This window comes from Oceanobacillus sp. CFH 90083, from assembly GCF_009389585.1.
Lineage (GTDB): Bacteria > Bacillota > Bacilli > Bacillales > Amphibacillaceae > Oceanobacillus.
The window spans coordinates 104,862-125,514 of the sequence record NZ_VIYG01000003.1 but is presented as its reverse complement, the minus strand read 5'-3'; the positions used below and the strand labels follow the sequence as shown (position 1 = coordinate 125,514).

The 20,653-nt window shown below is 38.4% G+C and carries 25 protein-coding genes and 1 pseudogene; 5 read left to right on the top strand and 21 right to left on the bottom strand.

Annotated features, from left to right (window positions below; genetic code table 11):
• Positions 1-9: 9 nt before the first annotated feature.
• The 6 genes from FLK20_RS05505 to FLK20_RS05480 form a co-directional block, all read right to left on the bottom strand.
• Positions 10-1,119, bottom strand: coding sequence for a sensor histidine kinase (locus FLK20_RS05505; RefSeq protein WP_152655554.1), 1,110 nt, complete (start codon positions 1,117-1,119; stop codon positions 10-12).
• 131 nt (positions 1,120-1,250) lie between these two features.
• Positions 1,251-2,129 carry a CPBP family intramembrane glutamic endopeptidase gene (locus tag FLK20_RS05500; RefSeq protein ID WP_194165537.1) on the bottom strand — a complete coding sequence of 293 codons (879 nt, stop codon included), beginning with the start codon at positions 2,127-2,129 and terminating at the stop codon, positions 1,251-1,253.
• A gap of 100 nt (positions 2,130-2,229) precedes the next feature.
• Positions 2,230-2,913, bottom strand: a complete 684-nt coding sequence (locus tag FLK20_RS05495; RefSeq protein ID WP_152655552.1) for an ABC transporter permease — start codon at positions 2,911-2,913, stop codon at positions 2,230-2,232.
• Positions 2,910-3,656: an ABC transporter permease gene (locus FLK20_RS05490; protein WP_194165536.1), complete on the bottom strand. Its 747-nt coding sequence runs from the start codon at positions 3,654-3,656 to the stop codon at positions 2,910-2,912. The genes FLK20_RS05495 and FLK20_RS05490 overlap by 4 nt, the downstream gene beginning before the upstream one ends.
• 1 nt (position 3,657) lies before the next feature.
• A complete protein-coding gene (locus tag FLK20_RS05485; protein ID WP_152655550.1) occupies positions 3,658-4,605 on the bottom strand; it encodes an ABC transporter ATP-binding protein in 948 nt (315 codons plus the stop codon).
• Positions 4,606-4,852: 247 nt separating this feature from the next.
• Positions 4,853-5,365 carry a GNAT family N-acetyltransferase gene (locus FLK20_RS05480; RefSeq protein WP_152655549.1) on the bottom strand — a complete coding sequence of 171 codons (513 nt, stop codon included), beginning with the start codon at positions 5,363-5,365 and terminating at the stop codon, positions 4,853-4,855.
• A 224-nt stretch (positions 5,366-5,589) separates the two neighbouring features.
• Here FLK20_RS05480 and FLK20_RS05475 point away from each other — a divergent pair, with 224 nt between their 5' ends.
• Complete coding sequence (locus FLK20_RS05475) at positions 5,590-6,018, top strand: SRPBCC family protein (RefSeq protein WP_152655548.1); 429 nt, start codon at positions 5,590-5,592, stop codon at positions 6,016-6,018.
• A 137-nt stretch (positions 6,019-6,155) separates the two neighbouring features.
• Here the strand turns inward: FLK20_RS05475 and FLK20_RS05470 are convergent, their stop codons facing one another.
• The 5 genes and pseudogenes from FLK20_RS05470 to FLK20_RS05450 all read right to left on the bottom strand — a co-directional run bounded on the left by FLK20_RS05470 (position 6,156) and on the right by FLK20_RS05450 (position 8,410).
• On the bottom strand, positions 6,156-6,524 hold the full coding sequence (locus FLK20_RS05470; protein ID WP_152655547.1) for a YybH family protein: 369 nt from the start codon (positions 6,522-6,524) through the stop codon (positions 6,156-6,158).
• A 156-nt stretch (positions 6,525-6,680) separates the two neighbouring features.
• A complete protein-coding gene (locus FLK20_RS05465) occupies positions 6,681-7,013 on the bottom strand; it encodes an ArsR/SmtB family transcription factor (protein ID WP_152655546.1) in 333 nt (110 codons plus the stop codon).
• Positions 7,014-7,464: pseudogene (locus tag FLK20_RS05460) on the bottom strand (SRPBCC family protein).
• Between the two features lie 178 nt (positions 7,465-7,642).
• A complete protein-coding gene (locus tag FLK20_RS05455; RefSeq protein WP_152655545.1) occupies positions 7,643-8,062 on the bottom strand; it encodes a nucleoside 2-deoxyribosyltransferase in 420 nt (139 codons plus the stop codon).
• A gap of 237 nt (positions 8,063-8,299) precedes the next feature.
• Positions 8,300-8,410, bottom strand: a complete 111-nt coding sequence (locus tag FLK20_RS05450) for a helix-turn-helix domain-containing protein (protein ID WP_370453166.1) — start codon at positions 8,408-8,410, stop codon at positions 8,300-8,302.
• 173 nt (positions 8,411-8,583) lie between these two features.
• On the opposite strand from FLK20_RS05450, the gene FLK20_RS05445 reads away from it, so the two are divergent.
• Positions 8,584-9,357, top strand: coding sequence for a class I SAM-dependent methyltransferase (locus FLK20_RS05445; protein ID WP_152655544.1), 774 nt, complete (start codon positions 8,584-8,586; stop codon positions 9,355-9,357).
• A gap of 650 nt (positions 9,358-10,007) precedes the next feature.
• Here FLK20_RS05445 and FLK20_RS05440 read toward each other — a convergent pair.
• From FLK20_RS05440 to FLK20_RS05425, 4 genes are all read right to left on the bottom strand, one after another.
• Positions 10,008-11,489, bottom strand: a complete 1,482-nt coding sequence (locus FLK20_RS05440; RefSeq protein WP_152655543.1) for a peptide MFS transporter — start codon at positions 11,487-11,489, stop codon at positions 10,008-10,010.
• Positions 11,490-12,067: 578 nt separating this feature from the next.
• Positions 12,068-12,451 carry a VOC family protein gene (locus tag FLK20_RS05435; RefSeq protein ID WP_152655542.1) on the bottom strand — a complete coding sequence of 128 codons (384 nt, stop codon included), beginning with the start codon at positions 12,449-12,451 and terminating at the stop codon, positions 12,068-12,070.
• 66 nt (positions 12,452-12,517) lie between these two features.
• Positions 12,518-12,796, bottom strand: coding sequence for an ArsR/SmtB family transcription factor (locus FLK20_RS05430; RefSeq protein WP_152655541.1), 279 nt, complete (start codon positions 12,794-12,796; stop codon positions 12,518-12,520).
• Between the two features lie 118 nt (positions 12,797-12,914).
• Positions 12,915-13,598: a peptidylprolyl isomerase gene (locus tag FLK20_RS05425; RefSeq protein ID WP_152655540.1), complete on the bottom strand. Its 684-nt coding sequence runs from the start codon at positions 13,596-13,598 to the stop codon at positions 12,915-12,917.
• A gap of 209 nt (positions 13,599-13,807) precedes the next feature.
• On the opposite strand from FLK20_RS05425, the gene FLK20_RS05420 reads away from it, so the two are divergent.
• A complete protein-coding gene (locus tag FLK20_RS05420) occupies positions 13,808-14,023 on the top strand; it encodes a YjzC family protein (RefSeq protein ID WP_152655539.1) in 216 nt (71 codons plus the stop codon).
• A gap of 146 nt (positions 14,024-14,169) precedes the next feature.
• Here the strand turns inward: FLK20_RS05420 and FLK20_RS05415 are convergent, their stop codons facing one another.
• The 5 genes from FLK20_RS05415 to FLK20_RS05395 all read right to left on the bottom strand — a co-directional run bounded on the left by FLK20_RS05415 (position 14,170) and on the right by FLK20_RS05395 (position 17,896).
• Positions 14,170-14,766, bottom strand: a complete 597-nt coding sequence (locus tag FLK20_RS05415; RefSeq protein ID WP_152655538.1) for a TetR/AcrR family transcriptional regulator — start codon at positions 14,764-14,766, stop codon at positions 14,170-14,172.
• 14 nt (positions 14,767-14,780) lie between these two features.
• A complete protein-coding gene (locus FLK20_RS05410; protein ID WP_152655537.1) occupies positions 14,781-15,563 on the bottom strand; it encodes a DNA alkylation repair protein in 783 nt (260 codons plus the stop codon).
• Entirely contained in the window at positions 15,560-15,994 is a 435-nt protein-coding gene (locus FLK20_RS05405) for a VOC family protein (RefSeq protein ID WP_152655536.1), read from the bottom strand. Before FLK20_RS05405 ends, FLK20_RS05410 begins: the two co-directional genes overlap by 4 nt.
• Before the next feature lie 235 nt (positions 15,995-16,229).
• Complete coding sequence (locus FLK20_RS05400; RefSeq protein ID WP_152655808.1) at positions 16,230-16,868, bottom strand: HD domain-containing protein; 639 nt, start codon at positions 16,866-16,868, stop codon at positions 16,230-16,232.
• 104 nt (positions 16,869-16,972) lie between these two features.
• Positions 16,973-17,896 (bottom strand): LysR family transcriptional regulator, encoded by a 924-nt coding sequence (locus tag FLK20_RS05395; RefSeq protein WP_227994878.1) that lies wholly within the window; start codon positions 17,894-17,896, stop codon positions 16,973-16,975.
• Between the two features lie 218 nt (positions 17,897-18,114).
• Between FLK20_RS05395 and FLK20_RS05390 the strand changes: the two genes are divergently transcribed.
• Positions 18,115-18,807 carry a helix-turn-helix transcriptional regulator gene (locus FLK20_RS05390; RefSeq protein ID WP_194165535.1) on the top strand — a complete coding sequence of 231 codons (693 nt, stop codon included), beginning with the start codon at positions 18,115-18,117 and terminating at the stop codon, positions 18,805-18,807.
• Between the two features lie 92 nt (positions 18,808-18,899).
• A complete protein-coding gene (locus tag FLK20_RS05385; RefSeq protein WP_152655534.1) occupies positions 18,900-19,793 on the top strand; it encodes an EamA family transporter in 894 nt (297 codons plus the stop codon).
• A 103-nt stretch (positions 19,794-19,896) separates the two neighbouring features.
• Here the strand turns inward: FLK20_RS05385 and FLK20_RS05380 are convergent, their stop codons facing one another.
• Positions 19,897-20,496, bottom strand: coding sequence for a class I SAM-dependent DNA methyltransferase (locus tag FLK20_RS05380; RefSeq protein WP_152655533.1), 600 nt, complete (start codon positions 20,494-20,496; stop codon positions 19,897-19,899).
• Between the last annotated feature and the right edge of the window lie 157 nt (positions 20,497-20,653).

The window sequence follows — 20,653 nt, the reverse complement described above, 5'->3', positions numbered from 1 at the left end:
CTTTTATTTTTATTCCTGTTCGTCTTTTTCAAGCGGCAATACACAGACCAGTTGAAATCCTTCTTTTACAGATGAGGCTGATAAGCTCCCCCCGACGGATTGTGCCCGCTGGCGAAGATTTCGGAGTCCGATACCATATCCGCTGGATCCCTTCAAAACACCATCATTGAAAATAAACAGCCGGACAATACTCTCACTGACATCCAAAGACACCTTTACATGCGTTGCTTCTGAATGACGAAAAACATTGGTCAGTGATTCCTTCAAAGCCGGCTCTAATATTCCCCATAGATAAGAAGGAATCTTTGAAGTATCTCCATAAATGTTCAATTGAACGGGACACATGTTGAATTGCTCCGTGATTTCTTTAAAGCTTTCCATTCCCAGCGTACTTATCGGTTTCATATTACGCACTGTTTCCCGCAAATGACGGGAGCTTTCAGAAAATCTCTCTTTTGCCTGAAAAAACAGCCTCTCTGCCTGCGGGTCGCCTTCTTTCCATAGCTGTTCAAAAGCTCTCAGTGCTAAAATAGCTCCTGTCAATTCATGGCCAACGTGATCGTGCAGTGATTTAGAAATACGATTTCGTTCTTCCAATTTAGCCATTTTTGCTGTCTGTGCACTCGCCGACAGCAGCTCACGCTTAAAGCTTTCTAATTCATAACGGTGTCGACGCTCCCGGTCTGATTCTTTTTTATATAAATCTACACTCTTCGACCAGCTATATAGAGCCACTCCTGTAAATGCTGCCGAAAATAGAATCAATAGCAACATAAGCGACGATTGTGCTTCGACGATTAAAAAAATAAGAGAAGGGATCATAAACCATGGCTTCCCTTTCAGCATGACTTCAAAGACAGGAATAGCTAAGGCAAACCAGGCGCCGGGCCAGAGTGTAACCGTAATAATACAAACAGCCTGATCGAACAATGTTGTCCAGGCAGGCATCTCTATCCTCCATCTTGCCAAAGCCATAATAATCAGAAAAAGCAAAAAGAGAATTCCTGCTTCTTCTGCATTATTCATCACCCAATAAAAACCGAGGAAAAGGAAGGCAAGAGACCGCCATATGAGCGTGCATAGTGCTGGCGTCAACACTTCATATTTATTTGACGTCATAGGCTGGTCTCCTTTCTGCCAGTTTCCTTCTCTTTGATATGTTTTTCGGCTTTTTTATTCAGTTTAAGTTTACCATGTGAAGCAGTGACAGAAAACCGCATGCTTTTTTCGTTCAGCGAGCGACGATTGTCTCATCCTGTGGCGAATAATGCAGTAATAATCTGCAATGGCAGATTTATCAGCCCATGAATAATAATTAGAACCCAAACATTTCGATACTTTGCCCATAAAAATCCTAAAAACAATCCCATTACACCTTGATTCACCAGCACATTGGAAAATGCAATATCAGGGGAAATCCCGCCTTGAATGGCCATATGCCATACTGCCCAGAGCAAAGCAGTGACCATAATAGCCGGCCAGGTACCAAGTAAGGCTTCCAGTCTTGTTTGTAGCCATACTCTATAAAAAAGTTCCTCTAACACACTGTTTATCAGGAAAGAAAGAAAAGCGCCAATGATTAACATATATAATCCCGTCTCATATTCAGGTGCTTGAGGCATGGCAACCGGGCTAAAGAAGTATAGAACAATCCAAGCTACTGTTATAAGCAGCGGATAAAACCATTGGTTATCCTTCAAGAAGGAAGTTTTTTTAGTTAAATCTTTATAATGCGGATTTTTCTCTGTATACAGGTTGAACATCATGATCGGTACAATTAAGAAAAGCACGATTTTAAAAACGGGAAAATAGGTAAAGACATTTTCATTCGGAACGATTAGCAAACCAACAACAAAAAGAAGGGCAGCAGCCGTCAAGATACCTGTTTGCTGTATCAGCATCTTCTTATTTGCATGGATAAACGGGTTATTTTGAGAAGATTTCCCTAATACAGCTATCAGGAGAACCAGCACACCTGAAATTACCCAGTTATGCCAAAAAGGGATCGTCATGTCATGGTCAGCACTTGTTTGAATCATCCCGCTGTTTTGGATAATAATCCAGACTGCTGCAGCTCCAATAAGAATAAACCCGGTGTATACAACCCAATGATATTTACCATTCTTCATCTGCTTGCTCTCTCCCTTTTTCATTAAAGTATGCACATGGATTTGAAAAATATATTTCTACCCTGATCATCCAATTGAAACACATTCCAGCAATATAAAACTACGCAAGACGTCTTTTACTGCCAATGATAAGAAAAGCTATCGTGAACAGCAGCAGCATCGCAAAGGGAATAAGCAGCTCAGATATATCCCCTTGACTTGCCACAATGGTTATCGACTCTGCCAGCCAATAAGTAGGGAGCAGCATCGCAAATCGTTGCATGAGTTCGGGCATCATATCCAGCGGCCAAAGCATTCCTCCAGCCATTGCCATCAGAAAAACCATTCCAATCAGAACTGCAAAGGCGGTCTCTTTATGTCTAAACAGGGAAAACCAGGCGAGCGAAAACCCAATTGCTGTTAAGGCAAATAACGAATACACTACAAATAATAAAAATGGGTGAATTAAATCATGTCCATATAAACTGCCGGCAATAATGACCAGCCCCACCTGTACGATAAGGATAAGAGAGTACGCCAGCAGGTTTTGCCAGAGATACTGTAAATGTGTTATTGGAGAGATTCCAACCCTTGTCAAAATCCCTTTAGCCCGATCATCCATCATAATACTGACGATTCGCCCGGCTGCGAAAAGCAGGATAACGCCATACATTTGAAAGCCTAAAGGTAATGGCAGCCACTCTTCATCAGGCATCAAAATAACAAGAATCGGCAGAACACATAAGAAGATAATATTCATTACATTTCGGAAGCATCGCTTAATCGCAAAGAAGAAGATGGTCATGTATACCTCCTCCTCCCGAACAGCACCATGAATGCTATCAATAAAACCGAAATGGCGAATAACATTCCTGTACTTCGATATACCTCACTCATTTCCTGTCCCTGCATTTGATAAATAATCGCTGTCTCCCCAAGTGTTAACGGATTGATATATTGATTGATCCAATCAATGAGTGCAATATCAGGAACCGGAATAAATAGATAGCCTGACAAAATCATAAAGAGAAAAAGGTACGCATAACCAATAAATTCCGCAATTTTGTATCTCTTTATTACCGTAACAGCTATCAGGAATACAAGCTGGGAAACGAGTGAAACGAGCATCAGAACAAGGATAACCCAGCCCATATTACCCCAATTCACATCAAATACCCAGTAGGTGAACAGCACCATAATGCTTCCATTCAGCACACTGAACAGGACACTACTTATCAAGATGGAAATAGCATGTATATATATCGGATACGGCAAGGAAAGCATGCGCCATCTTTTTTCTGAAAATAGATCGGCTTTTATCGTTTCCATCGTATAAAACCCTCCAACAAGCTGAAAGGCGATAATTATCCCGACTGAAATCACCTCCATCCCTGATCGTCCATGTTCGTCCCCAACCACAATACCATCACCTGCCGCTGCAAAGCCATTTACCGTGATAATTGCTAAAGGAAGCAGGATTAAAATAACATAACCGACATAACCACGGAGCATCCGTCGCAAAGAATAATAAATAGACCTGAGCAGCATGTTAATCCTCCTCCCCATCTCGAAGGGTTTTCCCGGTCAACGTAAGAAATACATCTTCCAGGGTTAGTTTCTTAGCAGACACGGAACGAACTCCTCCTGCCTTTTTAATAATCTCTAGTACATTATCGACATTTTCTGCACCACCGCTGGATACTACCTGGATATTCTTGCTATCCTGTGTCACTTGTTTTACTCCATTCAGGTTTTCGAGTTCCACTAAAAGCTCACTCGTAGGTTCATTAACTACTTCCAACTCTATTCTTTCCTCATGCTGTATATTTTCAATCAGTTCATCCAGTGTCCCTTTGGCAATAACATGCCCCCGATCCATAATAGCTATTTGGGAAGCAATCGTTTGAACTTCTTCCATATAGTGCGTTGTATATAAAATGGTTGTTCCCTGCTGTTGCAGCTTGCGAACCGAATCTAGAATATAGTTTCTCGATTGCGGGTCAATTCCCACAGTCGGCTCATCCATAATCAACAGTTTTGGTCTATGAACCAGGGCACAAGCAATATTCAGACGGCGCTTCATCCCGCCGGAAAATTTAGTAGGCAGACTTTTCGCTTTGTCCGTCAACCCGACAAAGGACAGCGTTTCATTCACACGCTGTTTTAATTCCGCACCTCTCAGACCATAAATACCGCCGAAGAACTCCAGATTTTCACGGGCAGTTAAGTCCTCAAACACCGTTACTTCCTGTGTTACCAAACCAATTTGCCGCTTCAATTCCATGATATTTTCATTCAGTTTTTTTCCGAATAAATAAATTTCACCAGAATCTATTTTTATTAACCCTGCCAGTGAATGAATCAGTGTCGTCTTACCAGCTCCATTCGGCCCGAGTAACCCGAGGATAGTTCCCTCTTCTATTTCCAGATCAACATGATCCAGCGCCCGGAAAGAACCGTACCTCTTTACAATGTCTTTCATATATACAATGGTCATGCAATAACCTCCCATTATTAATTGTTTTTCTCTTATGGTTTTATTATTGCAGGAGAGCTTTAGCAGGAATAGTTACAAATGTAATGAATTTCAGATAGGACGCACTTATTTAAAATAAAAATAAAATCACACTTGAATTAAGTTAAACACTTAGATCAAATGTGATTACATAAAAATACGTTTCTTTTTATCGTAAGAAGCACCATAAAATATATTGCCCTATGATTTTAACACGTTCAAAATATCACTATCTTTCTATTGGTTGTTCCGGTCCGCCAAGCTCTAATTGATAAAAAGCTAAATCTCTCCATTGATTAAATTTAAAGCCGGCATTTTTGATAGTTCCTGCATGCACAAAACCAAATTTCTCATGCATGGCAATGCTTTTCTCATTTGCTGCATCGATTCCGGCAATCATTGTCATGTATTCTCTTTCCCTCGCAATAGCAATAATTTCTTTCATTAAAGAGCTGGCAATCCCCTGCTTCCGATATCCTTTATCTACATAGACGGAATGCTCAATAGTATATTTATAAGCCGGCCAATCTCTAAAAGGACCAAACGTTGCGAAGCCTGCTACTTTTCCATCCTGTTCGCTTACTAAAATTGGGTAGCCTGCATCCTTTTTTTGCTTATACCAGTCCTGCCTATTTTTCAATGTCTGCGGCTTATATGTATATACAGCGGTAGAATGGAGGATGGCATCATTATAAATTTCTAAAATATCTGCTAAATCTTTCAGAGTTGCTTCTCTTATCATCATTTTCTTCCTTTCATGATAATTATTTCAAATATATATGCTGCGCTGAAAGTTGAATCTCTTATCTGATAATGTCTCCTTCATCCAGCTGCAACGAATCTTTTATAGATAATTATCTTATCACATATTCTGACGATAAAAATAACAATAAAAAGACACTTATAATAAACAACATGGTATTATAAGTATTGATAGACTCTAAATTACGATTAGGAGGTCTTTTAATGGGAGCAGATAAACCAGAATGGATAACTATTGAAACAATTGTCCATTCACCTGTTGAGAAAGTATGGGCGCATTGGACAGAGCCGGAGCATATAACAAAGTGGTCTTTTGCTTCAGACGAATGGCATGCACCACATGCTGAAAATGATTTAAGAGCTGGCGGAAAATTCACAACAAGAATGGAAGCCAAGGATGGAAGCTTTGGATTTGATTTTGGTGGTGTATATGATGAAGTGCGTGTAAATGAATTTATTTCTTATACACTTGGCGATGGACGAAAAGTCAGCATTACTTTTGCTGATCAAGGAAAAGAGACCAAGATTACAGAAGCTTTTGAAGCAGAAGCTGAGAATTCGATAGAGATGCAGCAAAGCGGCTGGCAGGCGATATTAGATAATTTTAAAGCATATAGTGAGCAAGCTGAATAAACCGGTAACAAGGCAATTGTCAAATGGAAGAAAACAGCTCATTTTTAAGGGTAACATGGCAGAAACAGTCTTCTGCCGCTCAAGGAGACTGTTTCTCTAATCTCTCTCACTAAGAAATAACGGGAGCTATCATTCTATTATTGTATAAACGTATTTTGATCATAGATCAGGAGCCATTCATCCTTTTCCTTTTCAAATACGAGATGGAGATAATAATCCTGATGATAAGGATTTCCGTTTTCATCTAAATCATCATAATGAATAAGCAGTAATGCAAATGCCATGCCCTCTGATTCCCTTGTCTTGACCAGATCATAAGTCATTTTCCAATCTGGATCTGAAAACCAGTCCTGATTAAACTGAATGAATTCTTCCCGATCTTGAATAAGCTTCCCATTTGGCAAAATAAGCGTGACATCTTTCCGATGAATCGTATCTGCAAAGCTCTTCATATCCTTTTGTGTCATGGCCTGCATATGTCTTTCCAAAGCCTGATGAAAGTCCAATTGCTTCCCCTCCCAGGAGTTATATTTTTAGAGCTTAACTATTCTTTCTCTGCTCAGCTCAATAATTCCTGCTTTTTAGGGAAATCTATCGACAAAAAGAGAGGTAAAAAGAGGTAATTATTGTTCCATTCATAACGGCTTATTCTCCAAAAATGACTATTCTTTCTTATCTTCCTCATTCTCTACCAAAAATTTCAGCATAGACAATTTATTATCCCAGAACTGCTCGAAATAAGAAATCCAATCTTTTATCTCCATTAATGGCTCTGGATGTAAATGGTAAATTTTTTCTCTGCCATTCTTTTTTCCAGAAATCAAATTTGCCTCAGACAGGATAGTAAGGTGCTTAACCACTGCTGTTCGGGTAATCGAAAAATGAGATGTAATCTCTGAGATAGCTAAATTCTGATGGGAGAGCAGGTGCAGAATCTCTCTTCTGGTCGGATCTGCAACAGCTTGGAAAACATCATGTTTTTTTAATGCTGACATTTACTCCTCAACAACCTTTCTCAGTCTTTCAGCAACAATGTTTTTCCAGCCTTCATTCATTCTCTCTCTAATGACATCGCTCTTCTCATTTGGTTTGGTGATAATTGCTTCTGCTTCTTTCCAGCCGCCATGAATAAGTGTAAACTCTGTCCGATCACCTAAATCCTTTAAGATAAATGAAACAACCCATCCATCTATATCCCAGGCAAAAGATATTTTATTAGGCATATCTACTTCTAATACCTTACAGGGTGACGGCCCAAATGGTGATTGGATAGTAAATTCATGTCCCACTATCGCTTCAAAATCATTTGGCATAAACCAGGCAGCCATCCCTTCTGATGTGGATACTTCAGGCAGCCATCCCTTCTGATGTGGATACTTTATCCCAGACCGTCTTGATTGGAGTATTAAAAGTAGTTGTTTGTTTTATATCTTTCAGTTTTTCCATGTCGATATTCCTCATTTCACATTTCATATAACACCTTTTGGTTTCATTTCATAATATAACACCAAATGGTTTCATGTCAACAATATTTCTTTATAACAAAAAAAATCCTGCATATACAGGATTTTTTATTACAGTTTGATACATTATCAGCCAATAAGATAATTATCCATATTCTTCATCAGAACATTTTCCCATTGTAGAAAGAGCTTGGCATTGTTTCAAAATCATATTCTCGCAGCTCATCCAGGGTGAGATTGGCATGGGCTCCTTCATGTATCATTAAGTTGCTGTCCTCACCTAGATGGACTGCGATAAATGGTTTATTTGTTCCATAGGCATAACCTAATTCAAATGCTGTTCCGCTATCTGAATAATTGCCATGATAAATACCAACAACTATTTCTGCCCAATCGATGAATTTTTTATCATTTGTAAATGTTTCCATCGACCACAGCCTCGTTCCCGGTTCCAAATGATCCATTTGATTTTTTCGTGGTGAAAAGACCTTTAATCCTTTCTCCTCTAAAATTTGTTCCACTTCTTTTAAAGGCTCCATCTCTTTTTCGTTAAAGAGCGGGCTTGCTAAATAGACTCTCATATTTCGTCCTCCATATTTACCTATTGATTATGCCTGAGTGATACCCTTCATGCGCTTTAAGAGGGAGTTTTCTCGCCTGTTTCTGATAAAATGGCATGTATGTTTAGTATATTTATATTACCAGACTTACTCAAGATTGGATGCTGGTAATATTCATACCAGTATCAAATTTTTTGTTATTACCGCGAAATCAGCCAGAAATCCATTAACTGCTTCAAATCTTTTATAATGCATTCTTCAAAAAGGCAATAAAACTTCCAGCCGTTTGATATGCTTTGAAATCGCAGGCTGGGTCAGAAACAATTCCTCAGAGGCTTTTCTAAAATTCTCAAGCCCTGCTGAAACCACAAAGGTTTTTTAACCATCTAATATCCATTTTGAATCTTCTCCTTCTAATCACTAATAACAGATCGTTATTAAAACACACAAATTATTTTATTTTTAATTATAAGCTCAATTCAATATAATGCAATTAACCATTGCAAATTGAATCCAGTGTTATATTTGAAGGAGGAGCAGCTATGAGGAACCATGTAAAAGATATGTGGAATGCAGGTTTGTACGATGGGAATCATTCATTTGTATCTACGTTTGGAAATCATTTATTAGAGCTTCTATCCCCTGTAGAAGGAGAGCAGATTCTTGATGTGGGGTGCGGTACAGGAGACCTGGCAAATAAAATCTATCAGCATGGTGCAAATGTAATCGGTGTTGATAAATCGGAGAACATGGTGCATCAGGCAAACAATAAATATCCAGAAATAACATTTATGACGAAAGATGTTTTAGAGCTCGAATACAAAAATGATTTTGATGCTGTTTTCTCAAATACAACACTTCACTGGATTAAACAACCTAAGGAGGCACTTCAGCACATCTATAACAGCCTGAAGCCTGGTGGGAGATTTGTTGCAGAGTTTGGCGGTAAAGATAATGTTCAAATCATTACGAATGAAATCATCGATCAGGTGAAAAAAGCAGGAATCCCCTATACATCGGAACAATTCCCTTGGTATTTTCCAAGTATCGGTGAGTATGCAATATTGATGGAGGAAACTGGGTTTAACGTAACATTTGCTCAGTATTTCGACAGACCAACACCTTTAGAAGGGGACAAAGGATTGCGAAATTGGATGGAAATGTTCTGTGGAAATATTTTTGAAAATCAAGCTGAGGATGTAAAAGAACAGGTTAGGACAGATGTGGAAAATAACCTGCGGGAAGTTTTGTATCAAAAGGGGCAGTGGATTGCGGATTATAAGCGAATTCGGGTTGTTGGGGTGAAGAAGGATTGACAGCTTGCTAGAACAGTAGTAAATAAGAGTAGTACCCTCATCAATTGAGTGGATACCACTCTTATTTACTAGCTTTTTCATAAAACTTTTAATCTAGTCTGATTCTGGGTCAATGTAGAAGCCCATTAACTAAATCTGCTCGTAAAAGTTTTTGAGTTTCATGGCTCTAGAGTAAGTGTTATGGTTATAATATATAGCTTTTAAGGTACAGGAGGGAGAAATCTCAGCTATAAGGAGTAACTGAAAATTGTTATGCGCTTAATTCAAAAAAGTAACCTTATCCACATCACGATTTAATCATATTATTCTTTTGATTTTTATTATTTGATACATAAGATAAATTTATTAAACTAAACATAGTTAATGATGTGACAAATAATACAATTACAATAATTAAATATAGTTCCTTATAATCTACAACATATAGTGAATATAAAACTAAATATACCATTAATATTGGAACTTATTCAGGTTCAGCGGCAGGAAATTCAAAACCTTCAATATAGTTTGTACTTATTTTGAATGGTTCTTTATTATACTGTAATCGATCAGTTAATTTCTATGAAAATAGACACGATCACTACCTTCTTGAAAAAAGAAGGGCTGTTGCACAATCAGATAACTGACTGTGCAGCAGCCCCTGTCTAAACCTATACTTTTCTCTTATATACAGAAGCAAATAAAAACAAAATAACACCAAGCAAGACAGCAGTCCCACCAATTATTCCAAAATAAAGAATCTCCGTTTCAGGACTGTAGAATTTAACAATTTGCGCATTAATGGCCTGTGCCGAAGCATTGGACAAGAACCAAAGACTCATTGTTTGTGCCGAAAATGCAGCAGGAGCCATCCTTGTTGTTGCCGCTAAACCAACTGGTGATAAACATAACTCTCCAAGCACAACAATCAAGAAGCTGAGAACGAGCCATACCGGGCTGACAAGTGCATTCGGACCAGCGTATATTGCAGGGATAATCATCACTAAGAAGGATACTCCAGCCAGTACCAAGCCTAAGGAGAATTTTTTATGCGTAGATGGCTGTCTTTTCCCAAGCTTCATCCATAGTGCTGCAAATACTGGCGCTAACAGAACAATAAACAATGGATTCAATGATTGAAACCAGGAGGATTGCAATGAAAAACCGGCAAATGATAATCTTGTACGCTCATCTGCATATTGTGCCAAGATAACTGCTCCCTGCTCCTGGATCGCCCAGAACATCATTGCTGCAATAAATAATGGGATATAAGCAAGTAAACTTTTTTGTTCCTGTTTAGTTGTTTTCTTACTGAAATACATGACCAAAAAGTAAACAACTGGAATGATTATTCCTAAAATACTGACCAGCATGATAAAACGATCAATTGTCAGAATACCATTAGAAATAAGAATAGCACCGGCAATAACAATGACTACTGTACTGATTCCAAATTTCAGAAATACAGATTTCTTTTCTTCTGGCGAAAGTGGATTTGGCACATAAGACCCAGACAGCCCTAGATATTTCTTTCTTGTCGCTAAGAAAATAATCAGCCCGATCAGCATTCCGATTGCAGCTACTCCAAACCCAAGATGAAAATTATACTTTTGCCCGAGTGTTCCGACAATGACAGGTGCAAGTAGACCACCCAGGTTAATTCCCATATAGAATATACTAAATCCGGCGTCCGTACGCGGATCTTCTTTATCGTATAAATCTCCAACAATATTAGATACGTTTGGTTTTAACAGCCCTGTACCAATAACAATTAAGCCCATCGATATAAATAGAGCTGTAACTCCTCCTGGAAAAGCTAAAGCAATATGACCTGCCATAATCAATAGCCCGCCATAAAAGACAGTTCGCTTCGTACCTAGTAATCGGTCAGCAATCCAGCCGCCAATTATTCCTGACATATATACAAGTGAACCATAAATAGCCATGATGGAAGCGGCTGTCCCTTTATCCAGACCCAAACCGCCTTCTTTTATCGCATAATACATATAGTAAAGTAAGATCGCTCTCATACCATAATATGAAAATCGTTCCCAAAACTCCGTGAAAAATAATGTAAACAATCCTTTAGGATGTCCGAAAAAACCTTTTTGCGGAATACTCCTCAAAATCTCTTGTGAATTCTTTGTTGCCATAACCTTTCCTGTTCCTTTCTATATTTAAACTGATTCAGCTTTTACAATACGGGCTTCTCTAAATGCTTGCAGCATCAAATCGGAAAAATTGATGCTCTTACATAAATATTCTAATAATTAAAAAAGACCTCATCGTCTGGTTTTTGTTTACTGAAATCGTAAAGCTGCCAAACAGAAGAGGTACCTTTAATTGATAAGCCTATATGCAAATGCTATATGAATGAAATAAACTCAACTTTTAAAGAAATAAACGTATTTAAATATTTATATCATGCAGGAATGACATTGTTTTCTTGATTTGCATTGCTTCTATTTTCAAATGGATTTCTAATCTCTGCTTTAAAATGAAACCCTTTTTTGCATACTTCCTTTAGCTAGCCAGGCGGCACTACTTCTCCTGTTTCATTTCATGTTTAAAAGTCGAATACTACATATGATACCACTCTGGAAGTTTAATGTAAATTAACTGGCAAGTGGTTATTTTTTCAATTTTTTATCGGGCATGCATATAATGTTAAAAAAAGGGACTTATTTTGATAAAAAATGCATCAAAATAAGTCCCTTTTTTAATTTTCATTTCACATTTGAACGATTTGCATCAAATTGCCACACGTATCATCAAAAACAGCCAAGGTAAGGTTACCCATTTCTGTCGGCTCTATCGTAAATTCCACACCCAAGCCCACTAGTCTTTCGTACTCTTTGTGAACATCTTCTACTCTAAACATTGTTGCCGGAATTCCCTCAGCCACTAACTTCTGCTGATATTCCTTGGCAATTGGATTGTTATTTGGTTCAAGTACAAGCTGCACACCATTTGGGTTGTCGGGAGAAACAACGGTGAGCCATCTGAATTCTCCAGCAGGCTCATCCTCTTTTTTTATAAATCCAAGTGTGTCGGTATAAAATTGCAGAGCCTTTTCTTGATCTTCTACAAATATACTGGTAACAATAATTTCCATCTTATTTTCCTCCTTAAATATCGGCAACTATAGATAAGTCTAACTGCCCTCACATTTTCCAGCTAATTAATCGATCCAACCTTTCAACAAATTTTCCAGAGGTTCGTTGTTGAACTGAAGTACTCGAAATTTACCTTTTCTTTTTGATTCTACGAGTCCTGCTTCTTCCAATACGGCAAGGTGTTTCGCTATAGCTTGCCGTGAAATAGAAAGGTTATGTTTCATGATCAGTCGCGAAGTAAGTTCGTACAACGTCATCTCCTTACGTTCAGACAGTTCATCCAGCATCAGTCGCCGATTTGAATCACTGAGTGCTTTGAATATAGCGTCTTTATCAAAAATCATATATTTATTATACGCAACTATATGGTTGCATGTCAAGAAAGCTTTTTCTGCACTTTTTACTCACCAGCTTCTATAAAGCAAAGAAAAAACCCATTTAAAATTCGAATGGGCTCTTGATCTATTGAATTTCTGGCTCTGGAAATTCATATCCTTTCGTATCTACAGTCATTGTTTCGATTATTTGATCTTCTAATGGCTTGTCTTGGGCATCCTGCTCAGCAGCAACAATGGCATCAGCCACTTCCATTCCCTCGATTACTTTCCCAAAAGCGGCATAATCTCCATCCAAATGCGGAGAATGTTCCACCATAATAAAGAATTGCGAACCAGCGGAGTCCGGGGCATTCGTTCTAGCCATAGATAGAATTCCACGCTCATGTTCTAAATCATTTTCAAATCCATTGGAACTAAATTCGCCAGCGATGGAATAGCCGGGACCTCCTGCACCAGTTCCCTCAGGATCTCCACCTTGAATCATAAAACCCGGTATCACACGATGAAAAATAACACCGTCATAAAACCCGTCTTCAATTAAAGATATAAAATTAGCTACCGTATTAGGGGCAATCTCAGGGTATAGTTCCATAATAATTTCTTCCTTATTCTCCATCGTGATTGTAACTACCGGGTTTTCTTCGATGTCCGGAAATGTTGCTGTCACCTCCTCCCCTGTCTGGTCACTTGATTCTGTCTCCTGCTCATTTTCTGTTTCGTTTTCATCTGACTGTACACCACAACCGATTAACGTTAATACAGCCATAAAAATGACGGCAATGAATAGATATGTTTTTATTTTAAACATCTTAACCTCCTATGGATAATCAGGTGAGTATATTATAGCCATTTCGCTGTTGAATGGAAAGGATTTCGACTAGTCCATTCCCTTTTAAAAAATGAAATGTTCTTCTTAAGCAAAAATGAAAAAAAGAATCCTTCCCCTGTTTTTTCCACTCATAGCTTCCCTTATATTACCTCATAATATAGGTGAAGCGGAATAAGGAGGTAGCTATCATGGGTGAAATTAGTCAATTCAAAGGTGGAGAGAAGGCTCCGAACAATGGGATTTATATTGAAGTTGGTGAAACCGGCAGTAATGTAGAAGATCCACAGCAAATTTCGATGAAAGCTGGAGAAAAATTTCCAGAGACAAAAAATAATAACCGTGTTTGGAAAAACAAACGCAGTCAATCTCGTCCAAGTCCGCAAAATAGTCGACAGTCTGATTAAATCAAAGAAGGGAAGGAACTTTGATACTAGTTTCTTTCCTTCTTTAATCTAAAAAGCATAGCAACTTCAAGCAGCAAATGGCGTATAAACTTCTTACTGCTTTTTCTTCCCTGTTTTTTGTCTGATAGTAATAACTTCATTGTTATTCAGCCTTGTTCTTTTCTCATTCCTTCTAACAAGTGCCGTAAAACAGTCATTGCTTCTTCTATTACGTTTTCCTTCCGGTCAAGGTGATTAGCAATCCATAATACCGCTTCATTCATCGCACCAGAAAGACAGTGTGTCAATGCCTCTATCGAAACAGGCTTTATTAAACCTTGTTCCTGCATATGCTGCAGCTGTTCCCTTAAGGAACTCATCGAATATTTTTCATCCATTTTTCGGAAGGTATCCCAGCCTAATACGGCTGGTCCATCAATTAAAAGGATACGCTGATTATGTGATTCCACTGCCCCTTCCAGAAAAGCCTGACACCCACCGATTAATTGGTCCCAGCTATCCTTCCTTTTGGCTGCAGCTGCTTCCACATAATCGCCCACTTCTTTTTGAACTGCTTCAAACACGGCAAGAAAAAGCCCTTTCTTATTATGAAAATGATGATATACAGCACCTCTTGTTAAACCCGCTTCTTTGACGATTTCTTCTAAAGAAGCGGCCGCATATCCGCGTGCTGTAAAATGCTGTCGTGCTATGTTTATTAAATTTTGTATCGTTTGCTCTGTTTCTGCTTTATTTTTTCTCATGCCAGATACACTCCTTACTCCACCTGACGCAATAATGCCAATGCGTGTTTATCCTTTAATTTTATCAAAGTTCTCAATCCATTTTTAATCATCTGGCGATTTACATCCTTATTATCGGAAATATATTGCTGCATCCATTCCAGAACTGCTTCCGGATTCTCTTTTGTTAAATCATTGATATGGTTAGCTACAGACTTTTGGACATAACGGGATTTGTCACACATGAATTGTTCCAGCAAAAATAAATTATTTTGGACATCATTTTTTAATGGCGGCATCTTTTTAGCCCATGGAAGCCGCGGTCGTGTCCCTTCACTTACCAACCGTCTGATGTGCGGGTTAGGGTCCTTTATCCAATATTGGAAATAATCCATACAACGATCCATATCTGCCATTAAATATGGTCTGATAGCGTACTCCGATGTGTGCCGTTTTGTTATTTCATACATTGCGTGAAAGGATAAATCAAAGTGATCCAGTCCATACTTTTCAACAAAGAAAGCAACCGGCATTAGAAAATAACCTTTCGTAAACATTCCTTCTTCTGTTTCATTTTCTGGTCCCAGAATGTTTAACAGGACGGCCAAAGCTTTTTCATAATCCATTGGAAGATATTGCTTCAGAGCATCCGCTATGACTTCAACACGTGCCTTTAATTCTTTATTCTCTACTTCTGCCGTCACGGTATCCACAAAAGCAGTTTTAGAAAAAGCAGGATATTGCGGCTGGATTAAATCAGAAAGCCTGAGAGCCAGCTCTTTATCAAAATAGTATTTTAAAGATATATATTCACTCATGGCAACTCCTGCTCTCCAATCTCCTCTTTATAATGATCCTGAAAGGACTTATCAGGCGGAATCACTGTAATAACATCGATCAAGACACCATTAGGATCACTCGTAATAAAATGCCTTTGTCCGAATGCCTCATCACGCAAATCGAGATGTAAAGGCAGCTTGCTTTTCTTAATCAATTGCTCGTATTGTTCATCTACTTTTTCCACTTCAAAGTTAAGGATTAATCCTTGAACAGACTTTCCAAAAGGAGAAGGCACTGTTCCATGATCTTCCTGAAGGATTGCCAGTTCAGCACCTGTCTCTTCCTGCTTCAGGCTCACATACCAATCTGCATCAAAAACAATAGAGAATCCAAAATGCTGGACGTAAAATGTACTGGTTTCGCTTACTTTCTTTGTCATCACTACCGGGTAAAAACTGTTTAGCTTCATTTTCTGCACCCCTTATTATAAGTTAGATACATTTTAACATACGTACAGTATGTATGTAAATATAATAAATGATAGCTTGTCATTAAATGAAATCGTAATTTTTCTTTTAAATCCGTCACACATTAGCCCGACAGCTTTATTACACATTCAAAAGGCATCTCTTCAGATACAAATATCTAAAGCGATGCCGGGTTAAAATGAATTCAAAAATCTTTATGTCCTGTTTTTTCCACCACTATTCCGACCACGGTGAATGTAAAATACAGCTGCAGAAATTCTTATTTTGATATTCCGGCTGAAAATACTGGACAATATCTTCTTTCATATTGCCGAAAGTCGTTTCCGGCTTATGCTTAAAGCCTTCATAAAACGCCGGGATAATTTCTTTTTTAAAATTATTGCGGGGGAAAGCCTTAATAACCTCTTCCCGCAAATCAGCCGGAAATGCTTCAAAGCCATCTCCCATTACATCCATACCAACACCGGAGAAAAGGAGAGCTACTTCGGATTCTTTATGCTCAGCAATTCCAGGTGTAGTATGTAATGCAATCGCATCCCATACAAGTTGAATAGATTCATCCGGAATTTTATATTGCTGTAAAAAGCTTTTCGCAGCATTTGCACCATCAACCTCAAAACGTAAATCAGGACTGCTGTACTCTTTTGTTAAACCTAAGTCATGAAATAATGCACTGATATACAGTAACTCTAAATCATAATTCAGCTTCGCCTGCTTACCATTGACTGCTCCAAATAAGAATACACGATTAGAGTGGTTCCACAATAGATCATTTCCATGCTCCCTTAGAATATCTGCTGCATCCTTTGCCAATTGCGTATCCGGAACTGTAATACCTGCTACTTCTTGCATCATCATTTAAACTCCCCCTTACCATTTGATTTTTAGCTTAATCTCATTGTAAAAGGACTGTTTCTATATAACAATACAATCATTTCTATCATAATAATAGATAAAACCTATAATAAAGTGTTTTGTAAAGAAGCAATTTCCTCCTCTTCTGTATGGAAACGCAGTCTTTCGATTTCCCGTATCAACAGCTCCATATACTTACGTGCCGGATAATTCACAAAACAATTCTTTTTCATGACCAGATATACTGCTCTTGTCAAAGCCGGTTGTTCAATATGCTGAAAAAATAAATCCTCTGTGCCATAAAATTCATACAATGTTCGTGATACGACACTATGACCAATGCCGTTATGGACAAGGTTCAAGATAGCTTCAATACTGGAGGTTTCTACAATAGGCTCCAGCTTTCTACCAGCTTCTGCGCTTGCTTTATCAATTATTTTTCTGCATTGATGCCGATTCGGAAATAAGATAACCGGGCTATCAAACACGGCTGAAAACGGAACCTTCTTTCTTCCGTCACTGTGACTGCTTATGAGATAAAATTCTTCCTCATACAGCTTTGTTACTTGTAATCTATCCTGTTGATCAAAATGAAAACCAATACCAAAATCAGCCCGATTTTCCAGCACCGCTTGTTCCACTTCATCTGTCGTTTGAATGATTACTTTAATATTCGGATACAAACGGTTAAAATGAATACATAACGTAGATACCAAGTCTGTTATTTCTCCTGGCAGCACAGCTATTTTCAATTCTCCTATTTCCGCTTTGGTAAATGCAGCAATTTGAGAGGTCATACTTTGCAGCGATCCCTGAACATTCAAGGCTTCCTGCTGAACAATTTCCCCAGCCTTGGTAAGCTCAATTTTCTTGCCGACACGGTTGAAAAGTGGAAAGCCCACCTCTTGTTCCAGCGTTTTAATTTGATGACTTAATGTGGGCTGCGAAATTCCTAATTTTTCAGCCGCTTTTGTAAAATGCAGCTCTTTGCTGACCATTAAAAAGTATTCTAAATGTCGTAATTCGATTATGGTTCAGTCCTTTCTAAATGAAATATTTATTTTCTATCATAAGCTATTTTCGTTATGAAGTTAATCTATTTGAAGAAAGGGAACTGAAGTAATATAGAGGTTCTTATCAAAGACAAGCAGACAGCGAGAAGGTTTATTTTTTTAGTGAATTCATTTACCTCACCGCAAATTAATGATAAGATGTCTTAAATTCAACTCTGAAGGGTGAAGAAAAAATGGAAAGAATCAACCAAATCATCTGCGAAAAAAGATCCTATTCTAGAGAATTTCAATCTCATCAACATACATTTGGACAGTTTCTTTTCCCGCTGCAAGGCTCTCTTGATATCCAAACAAATCACCAGAAACTTCACCTTGAGCCGGATTACGGCTTCTATCTGCCGCCAAATTTTCATCATCATTATCGCTCCGTAGACCGAAACGAATTTCTAATATTGGATATACCCCTGCGTTATTTGCCCGGTGATACGAAAAGCATGCATATCAGGCTGGATAAACAATGGACAGCTATCCGCTATTTATTATTGGAAGAGGTTGACACGAAGGAAAATTTATCTGCCTTAACCGATTTAACCCGCTATGTAACCAAAAAACTGCAGACTTCCAACCCTCCTTCCATTGACTATATTCACAAACATTTTAAGGAGCCGATTCGGTTGGAAACACTGGCAAAAATAGAGCATTATCACCCCGTCTATTATTCAGAGTGGTTTAAGAAGAGAACAAGCAAGAGTCCGCAAGCATATATTTTAGAGCTGCGTTTAGAAGAGGCTGAGCATTTATTACTTTCAACGGAATGGTCCATATCCGGAATTAGTGAGGAATTAGGTTTTGAGAATGCTTCCTCCTTTACAAGATGGTTTACCCGGCATAAGGGATTTGCACCAAAAAAATATAGAGATCTTTAAAATGGATAAAAGAAATATGAAACTTGGTATAGAAAGTTTAGCAGAAATTTTCTATGATGAGTTTATATCCTTTTTATTTCGGAGTGAAATCGATGCAAGGAAAATTTTCTGCTTTTCTTATCCTGTTTACTGCTGTACTGTGGGGAACAACTGGGACAACACAGGCTTTCGCACCAGAAAGTGCACATCCCATTGCGATTGGCACCATCCGCTTAGCAGTCGGCGGTCTTTTTTTATTATTTCTTGTTCTCTTATTCGGCAAAATGGAGCTGAAAAATTGGCCAATGAAAGCTACTATCCTGGCTGCTTTAAGTATGGCTTTATATCAGCCGTTATTTTTCTCTGCTGTCACCATCACCGGCGTGGCTATCGGAACAGTCGTAGCAATCGGCAGTGCGCCCATTTTATCGGGACTCCTGGAATGGATATTTTTTAAAGCCCGCCCCTCAAGAATCTGGTGGTGCTCTACTTTTCTATCCATTACCGGCTGTATTCTATTGTTTGTAAACAGAGCATCCGCTTATGTAGATCCTGTCGGTGTCATAATGGCTTTAGGTGCAGGGCTCTCCTTTGCCGGCTATACCCTTGCCAGCAGAGATATGGTTCAAAAATTCCCATCCTTAAATGTTGTGGCAGTAGTTTTTACACTCAGTGCGATGTTTCTCGCTCCATTTCTGTTTATCTTTGATATGTCATGGGTGGCGAGCTTGCAGGGTATCGGCGTAAGTATTCAACTGGGGGTTGTAGCTACAGGGATAGCCTATTTCTTTTTCGCCAAAGGGCTGGCTAAAGTCTCTCCCTCGACTGCGGTAACACTTGCTTTGGCAGAGCCTTTAACAGCAGCATTATTAGGAGTATTCCTGTTAGGAGAAAGCTTAAATACAACCGCTTGGCTTGGTATCTGTCTTTTAATTATGGGGATTGCCATATTAATCGGAGCATCCAGAGTGGCTAATCGGAAGAACAAACCTGTGACAAGAACTTAGATATCATCCTTCTAAATCTGGATGAACCTGTGCCAAATCACAGAAAGATCCCGTAATATCGTTAAAGGGCAACGAGAATAACATCTCCTTGCCCTTTTTATATTCATCTTGTACTTGTCGAAATAAATAAAGACGCATCTTGGTTCATAAAGATATTACTTCCATGATAAAAAGTATGCATTTTCATATCCCGAAATCCGGCATCATTTAATGCTTGATTTATTTCCGCTTCTGTAAAACCATTATGCACTTTCGGGTGTTGTATCTTTTCATTTTTATCAAAATCTACAATGATAAACAGACCATTGGGATTGAGCAGCTTGCTTAATTTTTGCAGAAGCGGAACAATATCTGGCACATGCAGCAAAACCAAGGATAAGACAATGACATCTGCTTTTACATTCAAATTGTCTTCTTCTGCTAAGTTACATTCTATTGCTTCGAAATGCTTTAATTGCTGCTGATCTATTTTACCTTGAGCAACTTGAATCATTTCCTGAGAGGAATCAACCAGCCAGCCCTTTTCAAATTGATCTGCCAGTTGAAAGGTAACTAAGCCTGTCCCTCCGCCATAATCCAAGATAGAGCGGTATTGCTTATCAGTCAATGTGTTCTTTATCTCATCGGCAATGATAGCTGCAATCTGTTTTCGATCTTCTGTGTCATATTTTTTTGCAATTTGATTGAATACATTCTCGTCCAACGTATAGCCTCCTGTATACAAGCCTTTTCATTTTTCAACATAGAAGTTCTTGATTTTCCAATATACCATAATTTCAGGTATAAGCAAAATGAAGATATGCTGTTTATTCCTAACCAACATTTAATCAAAATCAAGAATTATTATTCCATCTTTACAA

Excerpts from the sequence above, each read along its gene's own strand:
- FLK20_RS05505 (WP_152655554.1), bottom strand. The coding sequence starts at position 1,119 with ATGACGTCAAATAAATATGAAGTGTTGACGCCAGCACTATGCACGCTC.
- FLK20_RS05500 (WP_194165537.1), bottom strand. The coding sequence starts at position 2,129 with ATGAAGAATGGTAAATATCATTGGGTTGTATACACCGGGTTTATTCTT.
- FLK20_RS05495 (WP_152655552.1), bottom strand. The coding sequence starts at position 2,913 with ATGACCATCTTCTTCTTTGCGATTAAGCGATGCTTCCGAAATGTAATG.
- FLK20_RS05490 (WP_194165536.1), bottom strand. The coding sequence starts at position 3,656 with ATGCTGCTCAGGTCTATTTATTATTCTTTGCGACGGATGCTCCGTGGT.
- FLK20_RS05485 (WP_152655550.1), bottom strand. The coding sequence starts at position 4,605 with ATGACCATTGTATATATGAAAGACATTGTAAAGAGGTACGGTTCTTTC.
- FLK20_RS05480 (WP_152655549.1), bottom strand. The coding sequence starts at position 5,365 with ATGATAAGAGAAGCAACTCTGAAAGATTTAGCAGATATTTTAGAAATT.
- FLK20_RS05475 (WP_152655548.1), top strand. The coding sequence starts at position 5,590 with ATGGGAGCAGATAAACCAGAATGGATAACTATTGAAACAATTGTCCAT.
- FLK20_RS05465 (WP_152655546.1), bottom strand. The coding sequence starts at position 7,013 with ATGTCAGCATTAAAAAAACATGATGTTTTCCAAGCTGTTGCAGATCCG.
- FLK20_RS05455 (WP_152655545.1), bottom strand. The coding sequence starts at position 8,062 with ATGAGAGTCTATTTAGCAAGCCCGCTCTTTAACGAAAAAGAGATGGAG.
- FLK20_RS05445 (WP_152655544.1), top strand. The coding sequence starts at position 8,584 with ATGAGGAACCATGTAAAAGATATGTGGAATGCAGGTTTGTACGATGGG.
- FLK20_RS05440 (WP_152655543.1), bottom strand. The coding sequence starts at position 11,489 with ATGGCAACAAAGAATTCACAAGAGATTTTGAGGAGTATTCCGCAAAAA.
- FLK20_RS05435 (WP_152655542.1), bottom strand. The coding sequence starts at position 12,451 with ATGGAAATTATTGTTACCAGTATATTTGTAGAAGATCAAGAAAAGGCT.
- FLK20_RS05430 (WP_152655541.1), bottom strand. The coding sequence starts at position 12,796 with ATGATTTTTGATAAAGACGCTATATTCAAAGCACTCAGTGATTCAAAT.
- FLK20_RS05425 (WP_152655540.1), bottom strand. The coding sequence starts at position 13,598 with ATGTTTAAAATAAAAACATATCTATTCATTGCCGTCATTTTTATGGCT.
- FLK20_RS05420 (WP_152655539.1), top strand. The coding sequence starts at position 13,808 with ATGGGTGAAATTAGTCAATTCAAAGGTGGAGAGAAGGCTCCGAACAAT.
- FLK20_RS05415 (WP_152655538.1), bottom strand. The coding sequence starts at position 14,766 with ATGAGAAAAAATAAAGCAGAAACAGAGCAAACGATACAAAATTTAATA.
- FLK20_RS05410 (WP_152655537.1), bottom strand. The coding sequence starts at position 15,563 with ATGAGTGAATATATATCTTTAAAATACTATTTTGATAAAGAGCTGGCT.
- FLK20_RS05405 (WP_152655536.1), bottom strand. The coding sequence starts at position 15,994 with ATGAAGCTAAACAGTTTTTACCCGGTAGTGATGACAAAGAAAGTAAGC.
- FLK20_RS05400 (WP_152655808.1), bottom strand. The coding sequence starts at position 16,868 with ATGATGCAAGAAGTAGCAGGTATTACAGTTCCGGATACGCAATTGGCA.
- FLK20_RS05390 (WP_194165535.1), top strand. The coding sequence starts at position 18,115 with ATGGAAAGAATCAACCAAATCATCTGCGAAAAAAGATCCTATTCTAGA.
- FLK20_RS05385 (WP_152655534.1), top strand. The coding sequence starts at position 18,900 with ATGCAAGGAAAATTTTCTGCTTTTCTTATCCTGTTTACTGCTGTACTG.